The sequence below is a fragment of the Synergistaceae bacterium genome, from assembly GCA_021372895.1.
Taxonomy (GTDB): Bacteria; Synergistota; Synergistia; order Synergistales; family Synergistaceae; genus JAJFTP01.
On sequence record JAJFTP010000012.1, the window covers coordinates 38,133 to 63,555 of the forward strand.

A 25,423-nucleotide genomic window follows, 5' to 3' on the forward strand; every position below is an offset into this window, starting at 1 on the left:
CCCAACATCCTCCTGCTTACATTATGTTTAATTTTTTAATCAGTTCTTTTATTAGCCAGTCAGGTGTGCTTCCGCCTGCCGCTATTCCTATTCTTTCTCTGTTTTCCAGCCACCCCCTGTCAAGTTCGTCTGCGTGTTCGATCCATATTGTCGACACTCCGGCATCTATGGCGATCTCCGCCAGCTTGCGTGTATTTGCACTGTTGCGTCCGCCAAGAACAATCATTCCGTCGACCTGAGATGCCAGCTGACAGACGGACTCCTGACGGGCAAGCGTTGCCTTGCATATTGTATTATATACCTTAATTTCAGGAGATATAGATACAAATGCGCCTACAAGCGCGACAAAAGATGCAACTTTCTGTGTAGTCTGGCTCAGGATGCCGCACCTCCGGCCCTTTAACGATTCAGGGATATTGCTTTCGGAGGAGATAACTTCGACTTTTCCGTCCACATATCCCATTATCCCCTGTACCTCAGGATGTTCCAGGTCGCCTGATATTACCACTATATAACCCTCTTTGGAAAGTGCCCTTGCCCTTTCCTGTGCTGTCTTCACAAAAGGACATGTCCCATCCACGACCAATGAACTCCGCATGCGCAGAGTTTCGTAAACCTGAGGTGTTATCCCGTGCGCACGGACGAATGATACGGCTCCAATCGGAACATCCTCAGGGGAATCGACTACGACGAGCCCCAGCCTGCATAGGCGCTCTACTTCCTGTGGGTTGTGTATCGGACTCCCAAGCGAATATACCGCTTTTGTGCGATGCAGTTCCCGTTCAAGTGTCGAAATGGCCCTTTTTACTCCAAAACAGAGCCCTGTGGGGTTCGCTATGAAAATGTCCATTACGTCCGCCGATCCCCCTGTTCAATGTGTTTTAAACATTTTGGGAGTGCATCTCTGAGAACTTCTTCCACAGAGAAAGAGTCTAAATCATACCATTCAGCCGGTTCAAAATGTTTAAACCATGTCATCTGTCTGCGCGAGAAAACTTTTGTCGAACGGATGTCTCCGAGAAGCGCCTCCTCAAAAGTGCATCCGCCGCTCAGATACCTGACCAGCTCTCTGTAACCGAATCCCTGCATCGCAGGAAGCCTCGGCGAATATCCCTTTGAAAGCAACCATTCTACCTCTTCGGGATAGCCGCTTGCAAACTGTATTTTAACCCGTTCCTCGATGTTCCTGTACAGATTTTTCCTGTTCCTTATCAGGCCTATATATAAAATATTATAAGGAGATGTGATCTTATTCTGCCGATCATACCACCAGGTCGCATTTTTCCCTGTTATGCGGAATATTTCAAGAGCACGCATAGTCCTGACAGGGTCGTTAGGATGTATCTTCTCTGACGCCATCGGGTCTATCAGCTTCAATTCACTATGCAGTACCTCAAGCCCCTTAGCCTCTATTTCTTTTTCGATCTGTTCACGAACAGCCGAGTCTTTGGGCAGGCCTTCAGACAGTGATCCGCAGAGCGCTTTATAATAAAATGGCGTCCCTCCTATAAGCAGCGGGATCCTGCCCCTTGCGATGATCCGCGTGACAGCGTCGGACGCCTGCGAAGCAAAATCCGCAGCCGAATATATCTGGTCGGGGTCAACTATGTCTATAAGATGGTGAAGCACCTGCCTGCGTATTTCACATGAGACCTTGTCTGTGCCTACATCAAGATAGCGGTACACCTGACGGGAATCTACGGATATGACCTCGGCGTTCAGTCTCGCCGCCAGTTCGAGGCTGAACATTGTCTTACCGACGGCAGTCGGTCCGATTATCGCAACAACTGGTATCCCTTTGCTTGCTTTCTTTTCCATCAGCGTTCGAACCATTCTTCAAGCCGTCTGTTTTCCAGTATAAACAAGGTAGGCCTGCCGTGCGGGCATGTATACGGCGTGCCGCACCGCTCAAGCCTCTGAAGAAGCGCCATAGCCTCTTCCCTCTCCATCTTCTGTCCCAGTTTGACTGCATCGCGGCAGGCAAGCCTTGCCAGCCTCCACCATACCTCCATGTCACGTTTTGCCGGGTCATGTTCGACCTCGATACCGCGCATCGCTGAACGAAGCATGTCAAGCGGGGAAATATGCCCCTTACCGCGCAGCAGCGGGACTCCTGTCAGCATTGCTCCGTCCACTGTGAAACCGAGTTTGCCCAGCTCTCCGATGCTGACCCTGATTTCAGGCAGCAGCGCCGCAGGTATTTCAACAGGAACTGCAAGTGTCTGTGTCAAAATAGAATCCTTGAACGAGGAAGATATCTCCTCAAAAAGAATCCTCTCGTGCGCGGCGTGAGGGTCCATAACAGCCAGCCCCTGCGGAAAATCAAAAAGGAGAAAGCCGCTTGCCGTTTGTCCTATATAGTTCCTGTCTGATGTGATATTTTTATCGCCTATCCCCTTCTCGGCCTGGGTGAATACGGTTTCAGCATGGCTTGCAGTCCTATCCCATTCCTGTTTTGTCACCGGACGCCATGGGACCTGGCTGAAAAGAGGGGCTGTTCGGTCAAAATCTGGCTGAAGCATGCCGGAGTCAGTCTCAAGCCGATGCGGGCCAAATTGAGATCCGGCCCATGGGTTCTGATGTATTGAAAAACGTTTTGAAAAAACATTCTGGGCATTATCATAAACCAGCTTAAAAATCTCCTGAGAGCGCCTGAAGCGCACCTCTTCTTTTGTAGGGTGTATGTTTACGTCAAGCTGGTCTGGCGGCATATCAAGTATTATCAGCCATTCGCCGTACGCAGCGGAATCTCCGCCGCACACCGCCGCCCTTATCGTAGGATCCTGTATGCGCCGTCCGTTTACAAAAACAGTCATGGCAACACGCCTCGCATCCGGTATCGGGTTCCACCAGAGCCGTATCCTGTTTGAGCCGAGCGCTGATCCAGAAAAATATTTTTCTCCGTCACTGCCCCACCTTTTCGCCAGCGCCTCGCTTATATTTTCTGTACGTGTATGTTCGAGCAGTTTTTTCCCGTCAGAAAAAACTCTGATCGTTATCTCCGGATGTATCAGCGCGTAATCATTTACTATCTGGATTATGCGTCGAAGCTCGGCCGATGCGGTCTTCAGAAATTTTCGCCTAGCAGGTAGGTTATAAAACAGGTCATCAACCTGAATTCTGGTCCCGGGCCTGCAGGGGTTATCCGTGTGGAGTGTGACCATACCTCCCTCGCAGCGTATTATGCCGCCCGTTTCAGAGTCTGCGGTCCTGCTTCTTATTTCAAGGCGGCTTACCGCGGCTACGCTCGCAAGCGCCTCTCCCCTGTAACCAAGAGTTGATATCCTCTCAAGGTCGTCAAGCGAGCTTATCTTGCTCGTGGCATATCTCTCAAGCGCGAGCGGCAGTTCCTCGCACGAAATTCCCACGCCGTCATCTTCAATGACAAAAGATGTCTTGCCTCCCTGTTCTATATAGATATTCATGTTTCGAGCCGATGCATCTATAGCATTCTCTATGAGCTCTTTCGCGACGGAAGACGGCCTTTCTATGACCTCTCCTGCCGCTATCCTGGTCGCTATGTCGGCATCAAGTTTTTTTATCATGAAAAACCCAGCGCTTTCCGGCTCTCTTCCCTGAGCCTGTAGACAAGTTCAAGTGCCTCCATCGGAGTCATTTCGTCAGGATCGACGGATGAGAGTTCCTCAAGCACGGCCTCCTGCCTTATATCAAAAAGTATCATCTGATTCTGTGCGCCTGTGCCATCCGGGATCTTTCTCCCTGCATCAGATTTCTCAAATTGATCAAGCAGCTCTTTGGAGCGCCGCAGGACAACGGAAGGCACTCCTGCAAGGCGCGCTACCTCTATGCCGTATGAACGGTCAGACGGAGAGGGTACAACTTTATGCAGGAAAGTTATGCCGTTTGCGTTCTCCTCAACGGCCATGCTCAGGTTCACGACACATGGCAGCCTTCCGGCAAGCTGCGTAAGTTCATGGTAATGAGTCGCAAAAAGCACCCTTGCCCGGCGCTGCTCCTGGCTCTGCAGGTATTCCACGACTGACCATGCGATGCTCAATCCGTCGTATGTAGAAGTTCCCCTGCCGACTTCATCCAGCACGACAAGGCTTCTGTCAGTAACATTCCTCAGGATATTGGCGGTCTCTACCATCTCGACCATGAAGGTGCTCTGCCCTCTCGCAAGTTCGTCCCGCGCACCTATTCTTGTGAAGACCCTGTCTATGACGCCGATATGCGCGCTCTCGGCAGGGATATAGGAGCCCATATGCGCCAGTATGGCGATGAGTGCGGCCGTCCGCAGATATGTGGATTTTCCGGCCATGTTCGGACCTGTGATTATTGCGATCCTCTGTCCTGTTAAGCTGCTGAAATTATAATCATTGGGAGTAAACGGCTGGCGGCCCAGCGTTACCTCTATCACCGGATGGCGTGCCCCTTTGACTATAAAGTCTGTACCCATATCCATAAAGGGACGGACATAATCCCTTTCGCAGGCAACGTCTGCAAGTGAATATAAAACGTCCGTCACAGCTATAAACTGTGCGGCTTTCTGTACCGCGGTACTGTAGGAGAGTGTCGTATCCACGAGCTGCCCGTATATTTCCGCTTCGAGATCCAGCATCTCCTCTTCCGCGCTGAACATTTCCTTTTCAAATGCCTTAAGTTCCTCAGTTATGAAGCGTTCCGCGTTCACAAGCGTCTGTTTCCTTATATAGTCAGGGGGGACCTTATCAAGGCTCCCCTTTGGGATCTCAAGATAGTAGCCAAAAACCTTGTTGACGCCAGCCTTTAGGTTTTTTATCCCTGTCCTGCTGCGCTCGGCTTCCTCAAATCGTTCAAGCCAGACTGCGGAATCCGACGCCTTTTCCTTCCATTCATCCAGCGCGGGGCTGTATCCCTTTCTTATAACTCCGCCGTCACGCACAAAACGCGGCACAGTATCGGAGAGAGCCGCACATAGCAGTTCGGAAAGATGTGAGACATCAGGCACGTCAGCCCACACGGCAAGAGCAGGTGATAAAAGGACAAGTTTTTTTATCTCCGGCAGCACTGAAAGAGTCTCCTTGACTGCCAGAAGGTCGGACGGCGTCCCCATATTAAGCGTTATGCGGCCTATTGATTTCGCAATATCCCTGCACTCTGAAAGCAGCCTGCCAAGTTCGGCGGCAAGTTGCCTTTCCTGCACGAGCACTGCAATGGAGGACTGCCTCTGTCCTATCGCATCGAGGTCCTGCAGGGGAGACAATATCCATTCTTTCAGCAGCCTTTTGCCCATAGGCGTGCGGCAACGGTTTAGCACATAATAAAGAGATGTTCCCTGAGGTTCGATAAGCTCAAGGTTTATCTGTGTGCTCTGATCAAGCACAAGATTTTCCGAGGGAAGAATAGGAGTTATACAAGAGATGTGCTTCGCCTGCGAGAACTGCGTCTCCTCCAGATAGCGGAGAGCCGCATAAGCGGCCCCTGAGGCGGGATCCATATCGTCGAGACCCATTGAATTCAGCGTCGCAATGTCCCACTTCCTGCAAAGCCACGCTGATGCCGCTTGAACGCTGAATTCGCCCTTTTCGCGTTCAACTATATTTGCACCGGTAATGTTGGGGACAAGCGTACAGAGCAATTCACACTGCCCTTTGCGCACCAGTATTTCATCAGGCTTGAATGATGACAGAATAGATGCTGCCTCTTCGGCAGGGAAGGTACCTGCCTTCAGCGTTCCGCTTCCTGAGATGAGCAGGGCGATGGAGACATTTTTGCCGTCAAATATGCATGCTGCGAGATGTCCGTCAGACTCAGAATTTTCGGGAAGCCATGTGCCTGGTGTGATGATACGGGTGACTTCACGCTGCACAAGTGTCTTCCCGTCCGGTTCCGTGATCTGGTCGCATATGGCCACCCTGTAGCCCGCAGATATAAGACGCCCGAGGTATGAGTCTACCGAATGGAACGGCACTCCTGCCATCGGTATCGCGTTATCCGCGTCGCGGGAACGGGAGGTGAGAACAATATCAAGCACTGATGATGCCGTCATGGCGTCATCAAAGAACATCTCATAGAAGTCTCCCATGCGGAAAAAAAGAAGGCAGTCCGGGTACTGTTCTTTCCAATGAATATACTGTTCCAGCATGGGGGTCATTTTTATCCCCTGCGGAAGTTCCAACTCAGTTATGTCCTCCCTCTGTCCAGATAGCTCTGCAGAAGAAGCGCAGCTGCGATCTTGTCGACCTTCTGCTTTCTTCCTCTGCGTGACACATCAGCTTCTATAAGCGCCTGCTGCGCTATGGCGGTCGTGAAGCGTTCATCCCAGAATTCTATCTCGAGATCCGGGAAGCGGTCCCTGATAGTCTCTGCCGTATCCCTCATCTTTATGGCTTCAGGCCCCTCGCTGCCATCAGTCCTGCGCGGAAGTCCCACCAGAAGCTTGGGGTTCTCATATACCGCCGTTATCTCAGCAAGTTCTTCCAGCCATTCACCCTCTGCGCGGAGCACTGCGATCCCCTGGGCAAAAAAGCCGAGAGGATCGCTCACTGCGACCCCTATCCTTACAGTTCCTATATCAAGCGCTATGATCCTCTGCAATAAACTATTCCTTATTCTTCATGAGGTCTGCAAATATTTCGGGAGCTTTGGCAAAAGCTTCTTCCAACTTAGAGGCGTCAGGTGCGCCGCCCTGAGCGAGATTTGGTCTCCCGCCGCCCTTACCGCCCATTATCACAGCTATATCCTTAAGCAGCGTGCCTGCATTGACGCCCTTTTTGACAGCTTCCTCACTTGCCATGGCTGTCAGCGTAACGCGATTCATCTCGCCGATCCCTGCAAGCACCAGAACTGCGACCGGGTGCTTCTGCCTTATCCTGTCGCCGATCTGCCTGAGTAAGTCCGGCGTTATGTTGTCAAATTTCTCCACGATGAGATCAACGCCGTTTATAGATGCGCATGGCCTGACAGTGCCCTCTATGTCCGACATTGCGACTTTGACCTGAAGTTCCCTGTTCTTACGCTCAAGGACCTTCTTTTCGTCCATGATCTCTTCGATCCTGCTGACGATGGAGTCCGTATCCTCTCCGAGCATCGTCATCATCGACGTAACGGCAGAGCCAAACTGCTGAAACAATAAAAGTGCAGGTTCTCCGGCAATGGCGTTGATCCTTCGGATACCAGAGCCTATGCCCTCTTCGCGTATTATTTTGACAAGCCCCACCTCGCCGGTATTCCTGACGTGCGTACCGCCACACAGCTCCGTCGAGTAACCCGGGATATCAAGGACCCTGACCTCGTCTCCGTATTTTTCATCGAAGAGAGCTCGCGCGCCTGATTTTTTTGCCTCTTCTATCCGCATTATTGTGGTTTTGACAGGCAGGTTCTTCAAAACCTGTTCATATACCATTTTTTCTACTTCGCGGATCTCATCCACCGAGACAGGCGCGAAATGGTTAAAGTCAAAGCGGAGGAAAGTAGGGGTTACTATTGAACCTGCCTGGCGCACATGCTTGCCGAGGACCCTTGTGAGAGCTTCGTTGATCAAATGGGTAGCGGTGTGATGACGCTGTATGGCTTTTCTGCGCCTCTCGTTTATTGACGCGGTAACAGGCTGTCCTTTTTTAAGGACCCCTTTATTTACGATACCCCTGTGTACGATAAGATCAGGAACAGGATATATAGTATCCTGCACCTCAAAAATCATATCATCTGCCGTAAGAAAACCGGTGTCGCCTACCTGTCCGCCTTTTTCGCCGTAGAAGGGAGTGTTTGAGAGAACGATATCCGCCGCCTCTCCTTCTGCGACTGAGTCTTTCAGCGCAGCGCCCGCAATAATTGCGATGACATAAGCCTCAGACTGCATTTTTGTGTATCCGCAGAACAAGCTGGGGCCTGTTTTGTCTACAAGCTCGGTGTAGACGTTCTTTGAAATGGTGCTGCCGGTCTGCTTGCTTGAGGCCCTGGCACGCTCACGCTGCTCCGTCATCTCTTTTTCAAAACCGTCTTTATCGATCAACACAGAGTGTTCTTTGCATATTTCCTCAGTCAGCTCGAGGGGAAATCCAAAGGTGTCGTAAAGGATAAACGCAACGCTGCCCGGCAGCGTCTTTTTGCCGTCCATGGCGAGTTTCTCAAGCTCAGACTCAAGAAGATCGCTGCCCTGGGAGAGTGTCCTGGAAAAACGCTCCTCTTCCGTGCTGAGCACCTGCTCGATTGCGGAAGCCTGCTCTACGAGCTCGGTATATTCATCGCCCATAGATTCACGTACGGCCGGCAGAAGTTCCGTAAGGAAGGGCCTGTCTATGCCAAGCAGCCTTCCGTAGCGGACGCTGCGCCGGATAAGCCTTCTGAGCACATAGCCGCCGCCGTCGTTTGCGGGCAGTATCCCATCGGCGATCATAAATGCAGCCGCCCTTATGTGGTCAGAAATAACTTTGACCGCCATATCCTTCTTCTTGTCTGTTCCGTACTTTACGTTTACCAGTTCACAGGCTTTGTCGATTATGGGGAGGAAAAGATCTGTCTCAAAATCCGTCGGGACATTCTGCACAACCGAGGCAAGTCTCTCAAGTCCCATCCCTGTGTCTATGTTCTTGGCGGGCAGCGGGGTGAGGTTGCCCGCCTCGTCCCTGTTGTACTGCATAAAGACAAGGTTCCATATCTCAAGGTACCTGTCGCAGTCGCAGCCTACCGCACAGGTCGGTTTGCCGCAGGAATACTCAGGCCCCTGGTCATATATGATCTCGGAACAAGGGCCGCATGGGCCTACAGGTCCGGCTGCCCAGAAATTATCGTCTGCACCAAGGCGGACTATGCGATTTTCAGGGAGCCCGACCTTATCCCGCCAGATATCATGGGCTTCGTCGTCGTCAAGATAGACAGTCGCATAAAGCCTGTCCGGGTCAAGACCTATGCGCTCGGTGAGAAACTCCCATGACCATGGGATGATCTCATTTTTGAAATAGTCGCCAAAACTGAAATTTCCGAGCATCTCAAAAAATGTATGGTGACGTGCGGTGCGCCCGACGTTTTCGATGTCGTTTGTACGGACACATTTCTGTGCGGTAGTCGCACGCGTTACCTCCGGGGTCTTCAGCCCAAGGAAATAAGGCTTGAAAGGAACCATGCCGGCGATTGTAAAAAGAAGAGTCGGATCATCCGGCACCAGGGAAAAGCTGCGATAGCGCCTGCAGCCCTTTTCTTCAAAAAATGAAAGAAACAGTTCTCTTAATTCTTTTCCTTTTCTATACTGCATCAATATTTCCCCCCAGTGATAAATTATTTTTATTTTTGTGTAAGTGATTTTCTTGCATTTAGAGCAGATGCCATTACTTTGTCTCTGTCAATCGTTGTAAATTGGCCGTTTTCATAGAGGACTTCACCTGCTACTATTGTCGCCTTTATATCATCAGACGAGCCGGCGTAGACGATATATCCGGACAGGCTTTCCTCATCCCAGCCCACATAGTGAGGCTGGTCGATATCTATCAGGATCATGTCGGCGTTATAACCTTCTTTGATGAACCCCGTATTATTAAAACCAAGGGCTTCCGCCCCAGCTGATGTGGCCATTTTAAGAGTTTCCGCCGACGAAATCAACGTTGGATCATGATTGACGCCCTTCTGTATCAGAGCGGCAAAACGCATCTCATCCCACATATCAAGCCTGTTGTTGCTTGCGGCCCCGTCAGTTCCAAGCGCGACAGAGACCCCGGCTGAAAGCATCTGCGCAACATGCGCTACCCCGCTTCCAAGTTTCAGATTGCTCTTTGGATTGTGTACTACTGTGACATTCGGCCGCTTATAGAAATCCGCTGCTCCTTTGTCTATCCAGACCCCGTGGGCCAGGACAAGATGCTTTACCTCTGCCATACCGGTCCTCGTAAGATATTCCTCGGGGCTCATTGTGCCATCGAAACCGCTTATCGTCCATTCAGATGAAGTCTCAAGCCAGTGCAGCTGGACTCCAAGACCGTTCTCCCGCGCCGCGTCTGCGACAGATGACATCTGTTCGATCGAAACAGTATATGGGGCATGCGGCCCAAGCTGTATGTTCACCAGACCCTTTGCTCCGTTATAATCCTTTGCCAGCTGAAGGTTTTCCTTAAGGCGCGCCCCGTCGCTGTCTCCGACGATGCCCCGTGAAAGGCCGCACCTCATCCCAGCCTCTAGTGCGGCATCTGCGACTCTGTCCATAAAGAAATACATGTCTGCAAAACAGGTCGTCCCGGTTGAGAGCATTTCCATCATGGCAAGCTGTGCTCCCGTGTATACAAGATCCGCATCCAGCCTGTTTTCCACGGGCCAGATACGTTTTTCAAGCCATTCCATAAGGGGGAGTTCTTCTCCAAGCCCCCTGAGAAGAGTCATGGCCGCATGTCCGTGCGCATTAACAAATCCTGGCAGCATCGCGGTCCTGCCCCTGCCCTCATATGCGCATCCCGATGTGACGGAACCGGCAGGATACACGGCGGCGATCTTTCCATGCTCGGTAAGGACGTCGCACCTCTCCGCACGTGTGCGCGATGCGTCCCAGACTACCACATCCCTGTAACAGCGCAACATTTCTATTCCCTCCAGCCTGCCAGATACTTTTCCTGTTCCGGCGTCAGCCTGTCTATTTTGATCCCAAGCGATTCCAGCTTGAGATCCGCGACCATCCTGTCAAGTTCTTCTGGGACATTATAAAGTCCGGATCTGAGTCTGTTCCGGGTTATGTAGATACAGGAGAGCAGCTGCATCGCAAAACTCAGGTCCATGATCTCGACAGGATGTCCGTCACCCGCCGCAAGGTTGACGAGCCTTCCCTCTCCAAGCAGATGAAGCCTGCGCCCATCAGGAAGGACATACGTTTCGATGTTGTCCCGCGGCTTTTTTACTTCAACAGAAATATCCTTAAGGTCCGGTATACAGACCTCAACATCAAAATGTCCGGCGTTGCACAGAAGTACGCCGTCCTTCATGTTGATGAAGTGCTCCCTTCTTATTACTCTGGTGTTTCCTGTTACGGAAATAAAAACATCTCCGATTTTACTCGCTTTGTCCATGTCCATGACGTCAAAGCCGTCCATAAGAGCCTCGAGCGCGCGATGCGGGTCAACTTCAACGACGATGACGCGGGCTCCAAGGCCTGAGGCCCTTCGTGCCGCACCCTTTCCGCACCAGCCGTAACCTGCGATCACGACCTGTTTGCCGGCAACAAGGAGGTTTGTTGTTCGGAGTATCGCATCCCAGACAGACTGCCCCGTACCATAGCGGTTATCAAAAAGATGCTTGCTCTGGGCATCGTTAACAGCAAGCATCGCAAAAGGGAGGACGCCTTCCGTATCCATTGCGCGGAGACGTTTTATGCCGGTGGTCGTCTCTTCGCAGCCTCCCAGGATGTTCGGGATGAGGTCTCTTTTCTTCTCTATTATCATAGAGACGACATCCCCGCCGTCGTCTATTATTACCTGAGGATTCCAGTCAAGCATCTCCATGATGTTATCGCCGTACTCTTTTGCACTCATTCCATGTCGGCTGAAAACATGGATGCCGCTTTCAGCAAGCGCGGCACACACGGCATCCTGAGTCGAAAGCGGATTGCTGCCCACGGCCACAACGGTCGCGCCAAGCTGATGGAGTACCTTAAGCAGGCATGCTGTTTTGGCTTCCAAGTGTAAACAGGTACCTATGACGATCCCTGAAAGCGGCTGATTGAGAGCTTCTTTCTCCGCCGCCAGCCTGAGCACCGGCATATATTCCCATGCCCAGTCTATACGCCTGTGTCCTTCCGGCGCCAGATTTATATCAGCGACAATAAATTCATTTTTCAATATGATGTCATCCCCTTTTTATCTTTATAGTGTTTCAATCCTTCTATTTTAACAGCATCAGGGCGGCTGATTATCCCCGCCTCCGTAATTATCCCTGTTATAAGCCCGGCTGGAGTGATGTCAAACGCAGGGTTCCACACAGCGATCCTCTCAGGTATGACAACTTCCGAGCCGATGATCCTTATTTCATCGTGGCTTCGTTCCTCTATCTGGATCGCATTGCCATTAGGGCAGTTCATGTCTATAGTGCTGAGGGGTGCGGCTATATAAAATGGTACATTGTGCTTCTCTGCCGCGATAGCCAGGCCATAAGTGCCTATTTTGTTTGCCGTGTCGCCGTTAAGCGCGATCCTGTCTGCCCCTGTGATCACTGCGTCTATTTTTTCGCGGGACATAAGGAATGCCGCCATTGAATCACATATGACAGTGACATCAAAACCATCTTCGTAAAGTTCAAAAGAAGTAATGCGCCCTCCTTGGAAACGCGGACGGGTCTCGTCTGCGTATATTTTCATTTTTTTGCCGTTCTCCGACGCTGCGCGGAATACCCCGAGCGCTGTCCCGTAGCCTGCGGTGGCAAGAGCGCCTGCATTGCAGTGCGTAATTACAGTCGCACATTCGGGAAGGAGCTGCTGCCCATAATAAGAAAGTTTTTTATTGACCGCTATGTCTTCTTTATGCATCAAAACAGCCTCTGCTTCAAGGACAGATGCAAGTTCGTCCTTTCCCGGATATCTATTTATAAGTTTTTTCATCCTGTCAAGCGCCCAGTAGAGGTTCACTGCGGTCGGCCTGGTTTTAGCAAGCCGGTCAATGCCCGCCATTATATCAGCTTCGCCGCCGCGGGCCGCAAGCACCACTCCGTAAGCGGCAGCAATCCCTATGGCAGGCGCTCCCCTCACCGTCATGTCTTCAATTGCACGTGCCACATCTTCATAAGTCCGACAATCACAGAAACAGATAGCATCAGGGATCGCCCTCTGATCCAGCAGCCTCAGGGCCGGGATCTGCGGCAGCCACTGCATGGTCGGGGGCAGCATCAAACATTTCCTTTCAGCGGGGCAGACTGCATAACATCATCAACTCTTGCGGAAAGAGTCCCATCCCTCATCTGTATTCTTATAAGGTCATCCTCGGAGACAGAGGAGACGTCCCTTATCATAGTTCCGTCCGGCCTCCTGCATATTGCATAGCCCTTGGAGAGAATATTCAGCGGTGACGCGTTCTGCATATTTCCTGCAGCTGTGGCAAGCCTGACCTCAGCTTCACGAAGGCGGTAATTAATATTGCTGCATATCTTGCCTCTGACATTGTCGATAAAGTCAGAAGCCGGGTTGCAGCAGAATCTGATAATATCGGATGTAAGTCTTTTTTTGATCTCATCCACATCTGATATCGTCCTATCAATTTTTGAGGATAATCTTACGTATAAAGAACGGCTTATACCCTTAATAAACTGCTGAAGTTCCCTTATATCAGGAAAGACTCTCTCCGCCGCCCCAGACGGCGTAGGGGCCGAAGCATCGGCCGCCATGTCGGACAAAGTGTTGTCTATTTGATGGCCCAGCCCTGTGATGACGGGCACAGGACATGAACGTACAGCCCTCACGACCTGCTCGTTGTCGAAGGTGTCAAGGTCATCCCTGCTGCCGCCTCCGCGCACTAGCATGACGAGAGAAAGATCTCTGATGCCGCAGCACATGCTGAAGCTGTGAACAATTTCATCCGCTGCGGTCACACCCTGCATGAGGCTGGGAACGACTATAAGTTCCGCGGCAGGATAGCGCATCGAAGATATTTTTATCACGTCCTGCAGTGCAGCCCCTGTCGGTGACGTTATAACTGCAACTTTATCAGGAAAAACGGGAAGTGGGCGTTTATGCCGCAGGTCAAACAGGCCCTCTCTTGTAAGCCGGTCCATCAGCTCTTCTTTTGCGCGCGCCTTTGCACCCTCACCAAGCGGAAGAAGGGTCGTGGCATATATCTGATACGAGCCGCGTACCCCATAGATATCGATCCGGCCTCGCACCAGGACATCGTCGCCGTCCTTTGGCCACTGTATGACCGATGAGGCATTTGAACGGAAAAGTATGCATGAGACGCGGGTCTCTTTGCCTAGGATCGTAAAGTAACAATGTCCGCTGGTGTGGCGTTTGAAGCCCAGCAGCTCTCCGCGCACGGAAAGATCCTGCAGGTCAGCTGCCGAGCAGATCACCTCGCGGATCCTGCCTGTCATTTCATCAACTGTCAATACCTTGTTCTGAGGCTGCAAAATCATCGCGTATATTTATTTCGTGGGTTCTTTGCGTACAATTCTTCCAAGCACTCCGTTTACAAAGCGGCCTGATTCGGCTGTGCCGAACGTCTTGGCAAGCTCGACCGCTTCGGAGATCGCAACTGCGATCGGGACTCTTTCAGAAATTACGCCTTCGTAAAGCGCAATGCATATCGCAGCCTTATCCACGGCTACCATACGCTCCGGTCTCCAGCCTATGATATTATCCCTGAGAAGCTCTGATATTTCCTCTCCATTCTCCATTACGCTCCTCAGAAGCTCACATGCATATATAAAGACTTCCTCCTGCTCTCCCTCTGACGGGTATAGGGCGATGGCTTCTTCAATATCAACATCAGGTCTCAGATTAAGCTCATATATCAGCTGAAGCGCTATTTCACGGGATCTGTGGCGCATTTGCGCCATTGCTGAACGGCTCAAACTATCATCTCCTAAATTGCTGCATCAATGCGGAGACATGTTTTTGTCCGTCTTCAGTGAGGAATATCCATGAGATCCCATAGCCTACGACCGCCGCGAAGAGAGACCAGAGTATCCCCTTAAGCCCGAGATATACAAGCGCGGTCAGTCCGGATGCAACTCCTGACCAGAAGAGAGGCAGCATCCATAAAGGTGTGGTTACAGGGTTGTCTTCCGGGGCGACGTAGCCCCAATCGATCTGTACAGCCATACCCGATTTGCCGAAAATATCGACCATTTTTTTTTCCAGAGCGGCTTTCTCTTCCGATGCACTGTCCTCCGGCAAAGTAATGTAGATGTTCAGGAGATTCTTCTCACCAATAAATGAAACCTCCTGGCAGTAAAAATCCTTCGGCAGTCTTTTGGCGATGATCTGTCTGACGGCATCGCCGTCGACCCAGATCTTGCCGTGCTTTGTTGTAGTCCAGAGGAAAAGCATATCTAACACCTCTCAATGTAGAGGGCCGGCTCCTGCATGGAAACCGGCCCTTTCTGATCAATAAACCGGATCAGGCCTCTTCGCCGAAAGAACCGTATGTTTCATCTGTCACGGCTGATTCAGGAGCCTTCCTGTCAGTAAAAGAGATCCCCTGCACATAGATATTCACAGCCTTGATCGTATACCCCGTGAAACGTTCTATCTGTTCCTTTATCGCTTCCTGGACATCCCAGCATACATCCGGGATCCGCAGGCCATACTTCACTGCAATATATGCATCAACTGATATCTCCGGTGTTTCTCCATCGGATATGGAGATCCTGACTCCGTTTACGGTTTTTCTGCCAAGGCGCAGATTTGCCATGAGCCCGGGATTAGCGGGCGAAACCCCCTCTACGCTGTTCAGCGCTTTTGTCGCAAGCTGGGCAATGACATCCTCAGATATGCGAATCTTACCCTCAAGGTTGTTCTGATCTATAGACGGACCAGATTCCGCTGTTTCCTTTATATTCTCAATATTCTCTTTGTTGGCTTCAACCATGTAGTGATCCCTCCCATGCTAAAAGATATCGTACCTGTATGTCAATATTTCTCCGGTCAATCTTCAGGAAATTTGAACGGTTTGCCGCAGTGCGGGCAAAGAAGGTCCTCGTCATCGTCATATGCTGCCGGTTCAAAATAGAAATCCTTTGCGCAATGCGGACATGTCACCGATGTATACTCTTCTTCGTCGAAATCATCGTCATCTTCTTCATCCGTCTCATCTTCAATGATAGCCTCGATATCATCCTCTATGCTGCAGATATCTTCATCCAGCTGTTCCAGATAGTCGTTGAGTTCCTTATGGACTTCTTCATGTTCCTCAATTTCATCCGCCAGGGAATCAAGAGCGTCGATAAGTGCCGCATAAAACTTCGTCTTCTCCGGCGTATCAGCCACATTCTGACCATCGATAAGCCCTTTCAGGTATGCTATATTCTCCCGTGCGCTCATAAGAATCCCTCCCGTTGGATTATGCCTGCAGAGACAGATCTGCAGGTTTATTTCTTTGCCCTTTCGAGATACTCTCCTGTCCTTGTATCAACGAGAACCATTTCTCCGTTTTCTACAAAGAAGGGAACTGTAATATTAAGGCCGGTCGACGTCGTAGCAGGTTTGCCGCCGCCGGAGGCCGTATCACCTTTAAATCCGGGCGGGGTGTCTGTTATCTTCATAGGGACGGAGTTAGGGAGTTCTATTCCCATTACCCTGCCCTCGTACATGTCAAAGCTTACTTCAAGGTCATCTACAAGATACTTTGCGGCATCGCCCAGGACATCCTCTGAAAGATATACCTGATCGTAGGACTCCATATCCATAAATACATATCTGTCCCCATCTTTATATTGATACTGGGCCGGTTTCTCGTCAAAAACGATCCTCTCAAAGCGCTCCCCTGATTTGAATGACTGGTCGACCCCTGCACCTGTCTCAAGGTTGCGAAGCTTGCCTCTTACGATCGCACCTCCCCGTCCCATCTTATGATGTGAACATTCCAGAATGACCCACATCCCGCCTTCCCATTTTATCTTCAGTCCGGGACGGAAATCACTCGTATCTACCATTTGTGCCATGAAAAAACCTCCCTGCGCCGATTAGCGGGGATATTACCCCACAAAACTAAACCCATAAACATGCCGCATAATCATAGCATAAAGAGCGTGATTTTGTCTTTCCTGACTCATTGTTTTTTTGTACAAATGCAAATCGCCTGATAAGTTCCGTCTTCTCTTTGCAGCACAGCAAAATTTCTGACAAGCGTTATGTGGTCGTCAGGCAGATCATTCAGTGCAACAGACGCACGCAGCTGAAAATATTTTACACCGTATATGTCCTGACTTAACACTCCATCAGCAGAAGCTATCATCAATGGCCCGGTAAAAGGGACCCCGAGCTTATCCATGGAAGAAGCAACGCTATCGCTGTAATTCTGATCTATAATACTGACATTGATATCCGCAAGCGGATTTGATTTTTTCAAAATTGTAAGCATGTCTGACGGCAACGGGATATATGGGTCGCTGCGCGGAGCCGCCCCCGTTTCGAATTCCGACGCCGAAAAAAGGCTGCCGCTGTTCAGATTGCCGGTGAACCATGCTTCGGCCAATGCAGACGCCTGCGATGCTATATTATCCCGTCTCAGTATGGTCGTCTGCCAATTGTGTTCCGCCGCAGTGCTGTTTGCCACGGAGAGGATGAGCGCAGCGCAGGTGCACGCCGCAAAAACCCATAAAATGACAGTAATAAAAATTACTCCGTTATGCCTTTTCCGCTCAGTATATTTTCGCCGATGCAATTTGGCAGCCTCCATGTTATAGCCGAAGCGTAAAGCTGATATTCAGAAGGATCCTCCACCCATGGCCGCAAATATTCTTCGGGCCAGCTCTCACTTCCTATTATCTTCGGCGGAGTATCATAAACCGCGTTGCCCCTTGACAGGATATAGACCGTTACCTCCCTTTTAGCCATATCAACGTCAAAGCGCATGTCGCTGATACCTTCGATACGGGGCTGTTCACCGCTTGTGCGGTAGTCCGAAGTATATAGGCAGCCATCACGGCAGAATATCTTCATCGCTCTGAACAGATGCGTTCTGTCACCCTTTGGAATATAAAAACTGGATACGGAATAGCTTTTGACCTTCAATGATGATCCTTCGATTCTTATAACTGAAAGAGGCGCGGATGGCGGGATCGTCCCGCCAAAAATTATCCAGTTCTTGATATTCTTTGGTTTTGATGAGCCTGGCGAGACTGATATTATTTCACTTTCTTCCGGCTTCCTGGATAACGGGATCGTACCGGTCGGACTGTTGCATTTAAAAACAGATGACGTCTTAGTTGTTCCCGTCTGGGCATAGGCAATGCGAAGCTCGCTGTTTGGATAGATCCGGGAGACCGAACCTATAGGGCCATCCCATGAGAATGGCTCCGTGAGCTGATCTGCAAATGCTGCTTTATATTTCTGCCCATCCACAGGCAGACCGTATCCGCAATAAAAGATCGGGGCCTTTAAAAGCGCCGCCGCCCTTGCGGTCCTGGCAGAGGCGGTCCTGTAGTCTAAATAAAGAGGGACTCCCTCTGAAGCTGTCTTCAGCGTGGTCAGCATAGACGGAGCCATTAAGGCGAAGAGCAGCAACGCTACGCACATCGCAACGAGGAGAAACCCTCGCCTCCCGCTACTGCGCCGCCGGCCAGATGACAAGGGATTCCTTCCTTCCCGTAAATCCGTCTCGAAAAATTCGCAGGATAATTGTCCCGCCCTCCGATCGAACGGGGCCAATTTCGCACCCGCTGCCCGAGACGGAGATATCTGACACATTACTGCCCGCAGCCAGATCCGCCAGGACTTTTTCTTTGACCCGTTCCATAATAAGATTGTCATTTGAATCCCCGACAACTGCTGCTGCGGTATATAAAACAGACGCTACCGCGGCAATTGTGATAAAGGCAATGGAACAGGCCGCTATAGTTTCTGTCAGCATTGCACCGGTGTGCGCCTTCATAATTTTTAAATAAGATATCGCTCAAGCTCTTTCACGTCGTAAGAACATGCAAGCGCATCTTTACGGCTGATGAAACCTTCCTTATACATCCTCGCAAGGTCCTGGTCCATGGTGTGCATCCCGAGCGTAGATCCCGTCTGTATAGCATTCTTGATTTGTGCTGTTTTAGCCTCTCTTATACAATTACGCACAGCATTATTTGCTATTAAAAATTCAGTTGCAGCCATCCTCCCGGCTCCTGAAGCAATTGGCACAAGCTGTTGCGACAGTATGCCTATCAATATGGAGGACAGCTGGATACGTATCTGCTGCTGCTGATAAGGCGGAAATACATCTATGATCCTGTCAATGCTCTGCGGTGCATCTGATGTATGCAGGGTCGCAAGGATAAGATGGCCTGTTTCGGCAGCCGTTACTGCGGCCGCTATAGTTTCAAGGTCACGCAGCTCTCCTATCATTATGACGTCCGGATCCTGTCTCATTGCCCTGCGCAGCGCCTCGGCAAAACTTTTTGTGTCGCTTCCGACCTCCCTCTGATGGATTAGGGCCTGAGATGAATTGTATATATATTCTATTGGATCTTCGATCGTTATTATATGCACCGAACGGTTTAGGTTTATCTCCTGAATAACGGCAGCAAGGGTCGTTGACTTGCCGGAGCCTGTCGGACCGGTTACAAGAAAAAGCCCGCTGTTCCTGTATGCGATGCTCTTCAGTTCTTCAGGCAGGCAGAGCTGCTTTATTGTACGTATGTTAGTTGTGATTATACGGAGTGCGATCGCAGGATTACCGCGTTCAAAAGAAAAGTTGCATCTGAACCTTTGGCTCTCCCCTGCTCCGTAAGAAAGGCTGAAACTGAAGTCGTATTCACGTTCAAGATAGAACTTCTCCGCCTGTTCTTTTGTCAGCAGTTTTTTCAGTATCCCGTCCATATTCTCAGATGATAAAGATTCAAAATCATCGCACCTGACAAGAGATCCGTTGATCCTCAGCGCGGGCTGCTCGCCTACTTCCAAATGAATATCACTGGCACTGTTATTTATGCCATACAGCAGAACATCCTGAAGCTCAAAGTTTTTCATAAAATATCCCCCAAAAATTTAATCTCCCATTGTTATGGAGAGCATTTCTTCTATGCTGGTCACCCCGTCAAGAACTTTCTTCAGAGCGGCTTCGCGCAATGTCTTCATGCCATGGTTTCGGGCATGATCTCTGATAACTTGTTCCGGGCTCGCATTGTTTATCATATCCCGCAGATCCGGGTCGATCATCATAAGCTCGGCTATAGCCGTCCTGCCGCTGTAGCCTGTAAACCTGCAGGCCGGACAGCCTACAGGTGAATATAACTTCGTTCCTGAAGGCAGCCCGACCTCAGACGACACATGTTCGGATATTACTATCTCCTTTTTACAGTTCGGACACAATTTGCGCACAAGCCTCTGGGCGGCGACCCCGCGGACCGATGATGCCAAAAGAAAGCGCGGGACCCCCATATCAACAAGCCTGTTGATCGCGGTAGGCGCGTCATTCGTATGCAGCGTACTCAGCACAAGATGTCCTGTCAGTGCGATCCTGACGGCCAGATGTGCCGTCTCCGAGTCACGTATTTCACCGACCATAAGTTTATCAGGATCCTGACGAAGTACGGAACGGAGCGTGCTTCCAAAAGTGAGGCCTATTTTTTCGTTTATCTGGATCTGGGTTATTCCAGGTATGGTGTATTCGACAGGATCTTCCAAGGTTATTATATTCACTTTGGGGTCGTTTATGACCTCGAGGAGGGAGTAAAGTGTCGTTGATTTGCCGCTGCCTGTAGGTCCGGTAATAAGAAAAATACCATATGAGGCAGAAACAGCCTTATTAAGCGCCGTCAGCTGCTCATCGTCAAAACCAAGCTTGCCAAGGCCGACATTTTCGTTGCTCTGGTCCAGCAGACGAAGCACCGCTTTTTCCCCGAACATGGAGGGTATGGTTGAAACACGAAGGTCAAGCCTCCTGCCTCCGACCCTTATGAGGATACGTCCGTCCTGAGGGCGTCTCTTCTCCGCAATGTCCATTCCTGATAATATTTTTATCCGTGCAATCAGCGAGAGGTGCAGGTTCTTTGGTATCTCTATGCTGCTGAAAAGGGTGCCGTCTATGCGTAATCTTACTCTGGTGGTCTCATCCGATGGTTCTATATGTATATCCGAGGCCTTTTCCCTTACCCCCTGTTCCAGTATGCTGTTTACAAGGCGAACTACAGGGGCGTCATCAGCACTGACCGAACTTACATCCTGGGCTCTCGTCTGAGAGATGCTGACTATGTCGGGAGCGGCGGTCCCTTCATGTTTCTTTATATCGGCCATGGCTTCATTGACACTCGTATGCACGCGATAATGCGCAGACAGGGCTTTATTGATGTCCGTAGCTGTGGCGATCCTTATATCTATTTCCCTGGTGGTCAGCATGCGAAGTTCATCTACAGCCAGGGCATCCATTGGATCAGACATTGCTATTATTATTCTGTCATTGCCGGAAAGGGCTATCGGCATAACGTTGAGCCGCGCTGCAACATTTTCAGGCACCAACGATAAAGCATCCTGTTCCGGCCGTAACTTTACAAGAGAGATAAACGGTATTTCAAGCTGCTCGCTGAGTGCCTCCGCAAGATGAAGTTCCGTCAGATATCCGTTTTTTATCAGGATCTCACCAAGCCGCATCTGAGAAACTCGCTGCTCTTCAAGGGCCGCGTCAAGATCCGCTTTTGTAATAGCACCGGCTTTGATCAAAAGTTCCCCTAAGCGAACAGTCCTTATTGGTTTATTCAAAATATTTCCTCCCTCTGTAAGAAAAATTAGCAACAAGTCTGACAAAAGCCGGCGTAAGAGCTATTAAGTGCTTATCTTGATTTTACTGTATCAGGCTTTTACCTGGCATATCATAAACCTCTGAAGCTCCTGTGGGCACATCAAGGATATGCGGGACTATAATAAATGCCATCTCGGATTTTGAATGGTTATCTTTTCTGTTCGTAAACAGTTCTCCGATAAGAGGGATATAGCCCAGAACAGGCACACGTGAAACGCTCTTCGTTTTGCTTTCCTGATAAAGGCCGCCGATAACAAAGAGTTCTCCGTTCCTCACACGAATCTGAGTCTCTACTTCGCGTTTCGTAGTCTCTGGGACTTCAGAGGCACCGCTGTCACGGAAAGCAACTATCTCTCCGGTAGAGATCTTTAGTTTCAGCGTAACAAAACCGTCGCGTCCCAGAATGGGTGTTATATCAAGAGTCGGTCCCGTCTCCTGCTCCGTGAATTCAGGGTTGCCGCTTTCATCCAATCCGGATTGATACAGATAATTATGAGTAAGCTTTATAGTCGCTTTCTGCCCATCCAGTGCAACAACAGATGGATTTGCCAGCACCTTGCCCTTGTTGTTCGTCTCCATCGCCCTAAGTCCGGCGTCAAGCATCTTCATTGTCGGATCGACAAGGTTTACCGGGTTATAGGCATCGCCGGTGCTGTATCCGGGTATAGGGAACTCGCCCTGATCGGCAGTGTCTGACGGAACAATGTTGGGTGTCAGCCCGCCTGACATGTTGCCATAAGTGTACTCAGTGCCAAACCCGGTTGCTCCGTACGAAAAGAGCCATCCCCTGTAGACAGCGTTCAGCATTGTCTCTATTGCCTGTTCCGCACCGTCATTGATCTCGATGAGGCGGGCTTCCAGCATGACCTGCTTTCCTGGATGGTCGATCCTGTTCATCAGCGCTTCTACTTCGGCATGCTGCTCGGGCGTCCCTGTGACATAAAGAGCACGAAGCCTCTCATCGGCTACGGGAGGTTTGGGCAGCGCAACCAGACCCATGATGATAGCAGGCAACTTTGTGACATCGCCGTAGGCCACCCTGTATTCCTTTGTGATGTTCTTCCCAAGTGTTTTTCCTATGCTCTCGGCGGTACCGACGACAAGGGTACGCCCCATAAGCGCATAAGAAAGATCATTCATGCGAAGCATATAAGCAAATACTTCGCTGAATTTTGCGTTCCTGAAAGAAAATGTCATCAGATTGTCAGGTACAGAGGAGTCTATTATAAGGTTAAGATGCCTGAGATCCGCGAGCATCCGGAATACATCCCTGACAGAGACCTCTCGAAGTTCCAGGGTAACAGGCGTCGCCATGCCGAGGGGATCCCCCTCTGTTTTCGGTCGCGGAGGCGGCGGAGACGGCAGATTTATGTCACTCTCCGCCGCCAGTTGGAGAGTGATACGATCAGAGCCGGACATACCGGAGATCTTTTTGACCTTAAGCGGTTTTTCGCCGATTATAGTCATTGTCACGCCCTGTTTATCATTTGAGACCACCTGTATCCGCTGTGCGAGAGGATAATCATATTTCTGCCACCATTCCTCGCTCTTTTGAGTGTCAAGCCTCAGGACATCCCATTCGTATCCGTCCCACCAGTCTTTTTTGTCCGTGTCACGCGGGAAACGGATGCCGCTCCATTTCAGGACAAGAGCCGCAGAGGGATTTTCTTCCACTGCAGGCAGACTCATCGATGTCCCGCGCAGTTCAAGCACGATCTGATCACTGCCTATCTGGCGGACCTTTATAGCCTCTATCACCGATTTGATCTCGCCTGTCTCGGCAGAAGGCGTAACTGAGAAAGCAGGCCGGACCGTAAGCGACATCAGCGCCAGCACAGGGAGACAGAACCTCAGGCACCGCCTGAATATATTTAAAGCTCTGTGCGATATTTCTTCTTTGTCCATGTCCAGCTCACTCCTCCCGTATCAATACCTGTTATTTTACCCTTGCCGCCTCCGAAGACCGACCCTTGCCTCATTATCTGCCCAGGCGGCTCTCCTTCAATATCCAGCGTGGCTGCTCCGGTGCGATCCATAACGACAATTGCCTTTACAGTCACAGACGGCGGCGCCATTTCAGGGACTGAAAGTTCTGTCGCGACGGGCAGAGGCAGCATGGCTACAGGATACCGTCCGACCGCCTCGGCAAGAGATACGAGCTGTCCGCTGTTTTTTCTGAATTTCATGTACGCCCCGAATTTGTTGTTAAGAACATCCGCCCTGGCCTTTATATCATGCTCCTCAGCGGTCGATCCGTCGTTTACGATCGGCAGTGATCCCGATATCCTGTTGAGCCAGATGTAATTAGTAATACTGAATGCCGATGCGCAGGCAAAAAGCATGAACGCCGCGTAGAAAAACAACATCTTCTTATGTTCCTCCGGAGAAGAGGCTGTGTATTTGTCCCGCTTTATAAAGCTTAGAATATCAGCCGGAGTTTTCATCGTTTTACCTCCGCTTCACCGGAAGCGGCTGCGTTAGCTGTAACTGCCGATATTCCGGACTGAATGGTAAATGAAAATTTTACATTGCCTTCAACTCCGCCGGTTACATCAAGACTTGTAAGGCGGACCATGTAAGGGCCCTGCCTGAGCGAAGACAGCAGGCGCAGCAGAGCGAAATAATCAGCCTCCGCGCTGACTGTGAAGCTGACGCTGGTTTCGTCAGATGAAGCCTTGACCACCTCCGCCCCATCAAAACCCGTAGCCGATAAAATACTTAAAAGTGCGGAATAAAACTTCGTGGCTGATTCTGCAGGTACAGGCAAAGAGGAACGATCTAATTTGACCATGGATTTATAGAGTACGATCGAATCTGACTTTCGGTCCAGCTCTGCCTGCATTGCACTGTTTTCATGTTTCAGAACCTGCACTTCAGTATAAAGCGTCCTGACCGATTTTATCAGGAAGAACTGGACGACCAGCAACAGTAATACTCCTGCTACTCCAGCCAGCATCTGTTTTTTTGTAAATTCATTCGGCTCAAACCTTATCAAAGCCCCGTACCCGCCGATATGTCATCAGATTTTAGCTTTGAGGCCATTTCAACTGACAAAATACGATAGAGCGGTTTCAGTTCGCACTCTATTGTAAAATCACGGACCTTAATGCCGTTTCTGACAGCAGGAACGATTACCGGCAACGAGACAGACAGGGTGAGATCGGAAGAAGCGATATTATCAGTAAAAAGAAGGATGCTTTTTTCATTATGCGCCATCCCTTTGAATAAGGCTTTATCCTGGGTTATATTGACATGCTCCAGAGCGACTCCATCCGGAAGTATTGCCGAAAGGGCGGAGAGAAGTTCTAACGATGGAATATCTCCGAGCATATAATCAAGCTTATCCTCTGTCAGGTCATTTTCTTTGACCACCCGCTTAAGCTCGTTATCCATTATCTGCAATTTCTGCATTTCGGCAGCTGCCATGCGCGCGAGATCTTTTTTTTCATTGCTCAGCGAATAAAACTTCCACGTGCCGAGACCCAAAATGATGATCATAGTGAACAAAAACAGCGCCGCGGCGGCAAAGACAAGAAGATGCCTATAGCCGGTCTCTATTTCCTTCCTCGTTTCCTTTCCCGGAATGCGCAGGTCAAGTTTGACTACCATCGCTGCTACCTAAGCGCAAGTCCAAGCGGAATATCCCAGTTTCCCGCTTCGCTCTTGAACTCTAATCCGTGTACCCGCATTGGATCTATCCTGATGACCGAGGGCAAAGAAAGAGTTTCCTTCATCAACGAACAAAATCCATCAGAGACCGCTGATCCAAAAATAAATACCGATTCCGGCTCAAAACCTCTGATTTGTGAAAGTGCAAACTGCAGGGATAATCGGAGCTCTTTGACAAAAGCCACTGACCGCGCGGCAGCTTCTTCATTTTCAGAATCAGGCTCTAATGGTAAATTTTCAAAACCAAGAGACATCCTGCGGTAAAAAACACCGTTGCCCTTCCATGAAAGAGTGAGAACGGAACTTATCCTTCCGGCATACACATATACAGCCGCGTCACATGGCGCAAGCCTCGGAGTGGCAGATCTCTCAAGCGCGATCTGAGCCGGTTCGATGGCGGATATCTGTAT

At 50.2% G+C, this 25,423-nt stretch carries 25 protein-coding genes; all 25 read right to left on the minus strand.

The genetic code is table 11. The annotated features are described in order from the left end of the window. Positions 1 to 16: 16 nt before the first annotated feature. Positions 17 to 850: a 4-hydroxy-3-methylbut-2-enyl diphosphate reductase gene (gene ispH / locus LLF78_01555; protein ID MCE5201186.1), complete on the minus strand. Its 834-nt coding sequence runs from the start codon at positions 848 to 850 to the stop codon at positions 17 to 19. Beyond that, entirely contained in the window at positions 850 to 1,818 is a 969-nt protein-coding gene (gene miaA, locus LLF78_01560) for a tRNA (adenosine(37)-N6)-dimethylallyltransferase MiaA (GenBank protein MCE5201187.1), read from the minus strand. Before miaA ends, ispH begins: the two co-directional genes overlap by 1 nt. Next, on the minus strand, positions 1,818 to 3,545 hold the full coding sequence (gene mutL / locus LLF78_01565) for a DNA mismatch repair endonuclease MutL (GenBank protein MCE5201188.1): 1,728 nt from the start codon (positions 3,543 to 3,545) through the stop codon (positions 1,818 to 1,820). Before mutL ends, miaA begins: the two co-directional genes overlap by 1 nt. Next, positions 3,542 to 6,121 carry a DNA mismatch repair protein MutS gene (gene mutS / locus LLF78_01570; GenBank protein ID MCE5201189.1) on the minus strand — a complete coding sequence of 860 codons (2,580 nt, stop codon included), beginning with the start codon at positions 6,119 to 6,121 and terminating at the stop codon, positions 3,542 to 3,544. The genes mutL and mutS overlap by 4 nt, the downstream gene beginning before the upstream one ends. Positions 6,122 to 6,126: 5 nt before the next feature. Next, complete coding sequence (ruvX, locus tag LLF78_01575) at positions 6,127 to 6,540, minus strand: Holliday junction resolvase RuvX (protein MCE5201190.1); 414 nt, start codon at positions 6,538 to 6,540, stop codon at positions 6,127 to 6,129. Positions 6,541 to 6,544: 4 nt separating this feature from the next. Continuing rightward, the gene (gene alaS / locus LLF78_01580) at positions 6,545 to 9,196 is read right to left on the minus strand and encodes an alanine--tRNA ligase (protein MCE5201191.1); all 2,652 of its coding nucleotides are present in this window, start codon (positions 9,194 to 9,196) and stop codon (positions 6,545 to 6,547) included. A gap of 29 nt (positions 9,197 to 9,225) precedes the next feature. Continuing rightward, positions 9,226 to 10,506 (minus strand): amidohydrolase, encoded by a 1,281-nt coding sequence (locus LLF78_01585; GenBank protein MCE5201192.1) that lies wholly within the window; start codon positions 10,504 to 10,506, stop codon positions 9,226 to 9,228. Positions 10,507 to 10,508: 2 nt separating this feature from the next. After that, positions 10,509 to 11,756 carry an adenosylhomocysteinase gene (locus tag LLF78_01590; protein ID MCE5201193.1) on the minus strand — a complete coding sequence of 416 codons (1,248 nt, stop codon included), beginning with the start codon at positions 11,754 to 11,756 and terminating at the stop codon, positions 10,509 to 10,511. Continuing rightward, positions 11,753 to 12,796, minus strand: coding sequence for an S-methyl-5-thioribose-1-phosphate isomerase (gene mtnA / locus LLF78_01595; GenBank protein MCE5201194.1), 1,044 nt, complete (start codon positions 12,794 to 12,796; stop codon positions 11,753 to 11,755). Before mtnA ends, LLF78_01590 begins: the two co-directional genes overlap by 4 nt. After that, positions 12,796 to 14,034 carry an exodeoxyribonuclease VII large subunit gene (gene xseA, locus LLF78_01600; protein MCE5201195.1) on the minus strand — a complete coding sequence of 413 codons (1,239 nt, stop codon included), beginning with the start codon at positions 14,032 to 14,034 and terminating at the stop codon, positions 12,796 to 12,798. The genes mtnA and xseA overlap by 1 nt, the downstream gene beginning before the upstream one ends. A gap of 9 nt (positions 14,035 to 14,043) precedes the next feature. Continuing rightward, positions 14,044 to 14,472 carry a transcription antitermination factor NusB gene (nusB, locus tag LLF78_01605; GenBank protein MCE5201196.1) on the minus strand — a complete coding sequence of 143 codons (429 nt, stop codon included), beginning with the start codon at positions 14,470 to 14,472 and terminating at the stop codon, positions 14,044 to 14,046. Between the two features lie 4 nt (positions 14,473 to 14,476). Then, entirely contained in the window at positions 14,477 to 14,950 is a 474-nt protein-coding gene (locus tag LLF78_01610) for a hypothetical protein (protein ID MCE5201197.1), read from the minus strand. Positions 14,951 to 15,020: 70 nt separating this feature from the next. Further along, entirely contained in the window at positions 15,021 to 15,491 is a 471-nt protein-coding gene (locus LLF78_01615) for an Asp23/Gls24 family envelope stress response protein (GenBank protein MCE5201198.1), read from the minus strand. Between the two features lie 56 nt (positions 15,492 to 15,547). Beyond that, positions 15,548 to 15,943 (minus strand): hypothetical protein, encoded by a 396-nt coding sequence (locus LLF78_01620; protein ID MCE5201199.1) that lies wholly within the window; start codon positions 15,941 to 15,943, stop codon positions 15,548 to 15,550. 47 nt (positions 15,944 to 15,990) lie between these two features. Next, positions 15,991 to 16,563 carry an elongation factor P gene (gene efp / locus LLF78_01625; protein ID MCE5201200.1) on the minus strand — a complete coding sequence of 191 codons (573 nt, stop codon included), beginning with the start codon at positions 16,561 to 16,563 and terminating at the stop codon, positions 15,991 to 15,993. 107 nt (positions 16,564 to 16,670) lie between these two features. Continuing rightward, complete coding sequence (locus LLF78_01630; protein MCE5201201.1) at positions 16,671 to 17,285, minus strand: hypothetical protein; 615 nt, start codon at positions 17,283 to 17,285, stop codon at positions 16,671 to 16,673. Next, the gene (locus LLF78_01635; GenBank protein MCE5201202.1) at positions 17,240 to 18,139 is read right to left on the minus strand and encodes a hypothetical protein; all 900 of its coding nucleotides are present in this window, start codon (positions 18,137 to 18,139) and stop codon (positions 17,240 to 17,242) included. The genes LLF78_01630 and LLF78_01635 overlap by 46 nt, the downstream gene beginning before the upstream one ends. Positions 18,140 to 18,167: 28 nt before the next feature. Beyond that, a complete protein-coding gene (locus LLF78_01640; GenBank protein MCE5201203.1) occupies positions 18,168 to 18,473 on the minus strand; it encodes a hypothetical protein in 306 nt (101 codons plus the stop codon). A gap of 26 nt (positions 18,474 to 18,499) precedes the next feature. Further along, the gene (locus LLF78_01645; GenBank protein MCE5201204.1) at positions 18,500 to 19,576 is read right to left on the minus strand and encodes a type IV pilus twitching motility protein PilT; all 1,077 of its coding nucleotides are present in this window, start codon (positions 19,574 to 19,576) and stop codon (positions 18,500 to 18,502) included. Between the two features lie 18 nt (positions 19,577 to 19,594). Beyond that, a complete protein-coding gene (tadA, locus tag LLF78_01650) occupies positions 19,595 to 21,307 on the minus strand; it encodes a Flp pilus assembly complex ATPase component TadA (GenBank protein ID MCE5201205.1) in 1,713 nt (570 codons plus the stop codon). Positions 21,308 to 21,386: 79 nt separating this feature from the next. After that, positions 21,387 to 23,249 (minus strand): hypothetical protein, encoded by a 1,863-nt coding sequence (locus LLF78_01655; GenBank protein ID MCE5201206.1) that lies wholly within the window; start codon positions 23,247 to 23,249, stop codon positions 21,387 to 21,389. Then, positions 23,216 to 23,788: a hypothetical protein gene (locus LLF78_01660; GenBank protein MCE5201207.1), complete on the minus strand. Its 573-nt coding sequence runs from the start codon at positions 23,786 to 23,788 to the stop codon at positions 23,216 to 23,218. Before LLF78_01660 ends, LLF78_01655 begins: the two co-directional genes overlap by 34 nt. Beyond that, positions 23,785 to 24,339 carry a hypothetical protein gene (locus tag LLF78_01665; protein ID MCE5201208.1) on the minus strand — a complete coding sequence of 185 codons (555 nt, stop codon included), beginning with the start codon at positions 24,337 to 24,339 and terminating at the stop codon, positions 23,785 to 23,787. The genes LLF78_01660 and LLF78_01665 overlap by 4 nt, the downstream gene beginning before the upstream one ends. Further along, positions 24,336 to 24,953 (minus strand): PilN domain-containing protein, encoded by a 618-nt coding sequence (locus LLF78_01670; GenBank protein MCE5201209.1) that lies wholly within the window; start codon positions 24,951 to 24,953, stop codon positions 24,336 to 24,338. Before LLF78_01670 ends, LLF78_01665 begins: the two co-directional genes overlap by 4 nt. A 5-nt stretch (positions 24,954 to 24,958) precedes the next feature. Beyond that, on the minus strand, positions 24,959 to 25,423 hold a 465-nt coding region (locus LLF78_01675), incomplete at its 5' end, for a hypothetical protein (protein ID MCE5201210.1).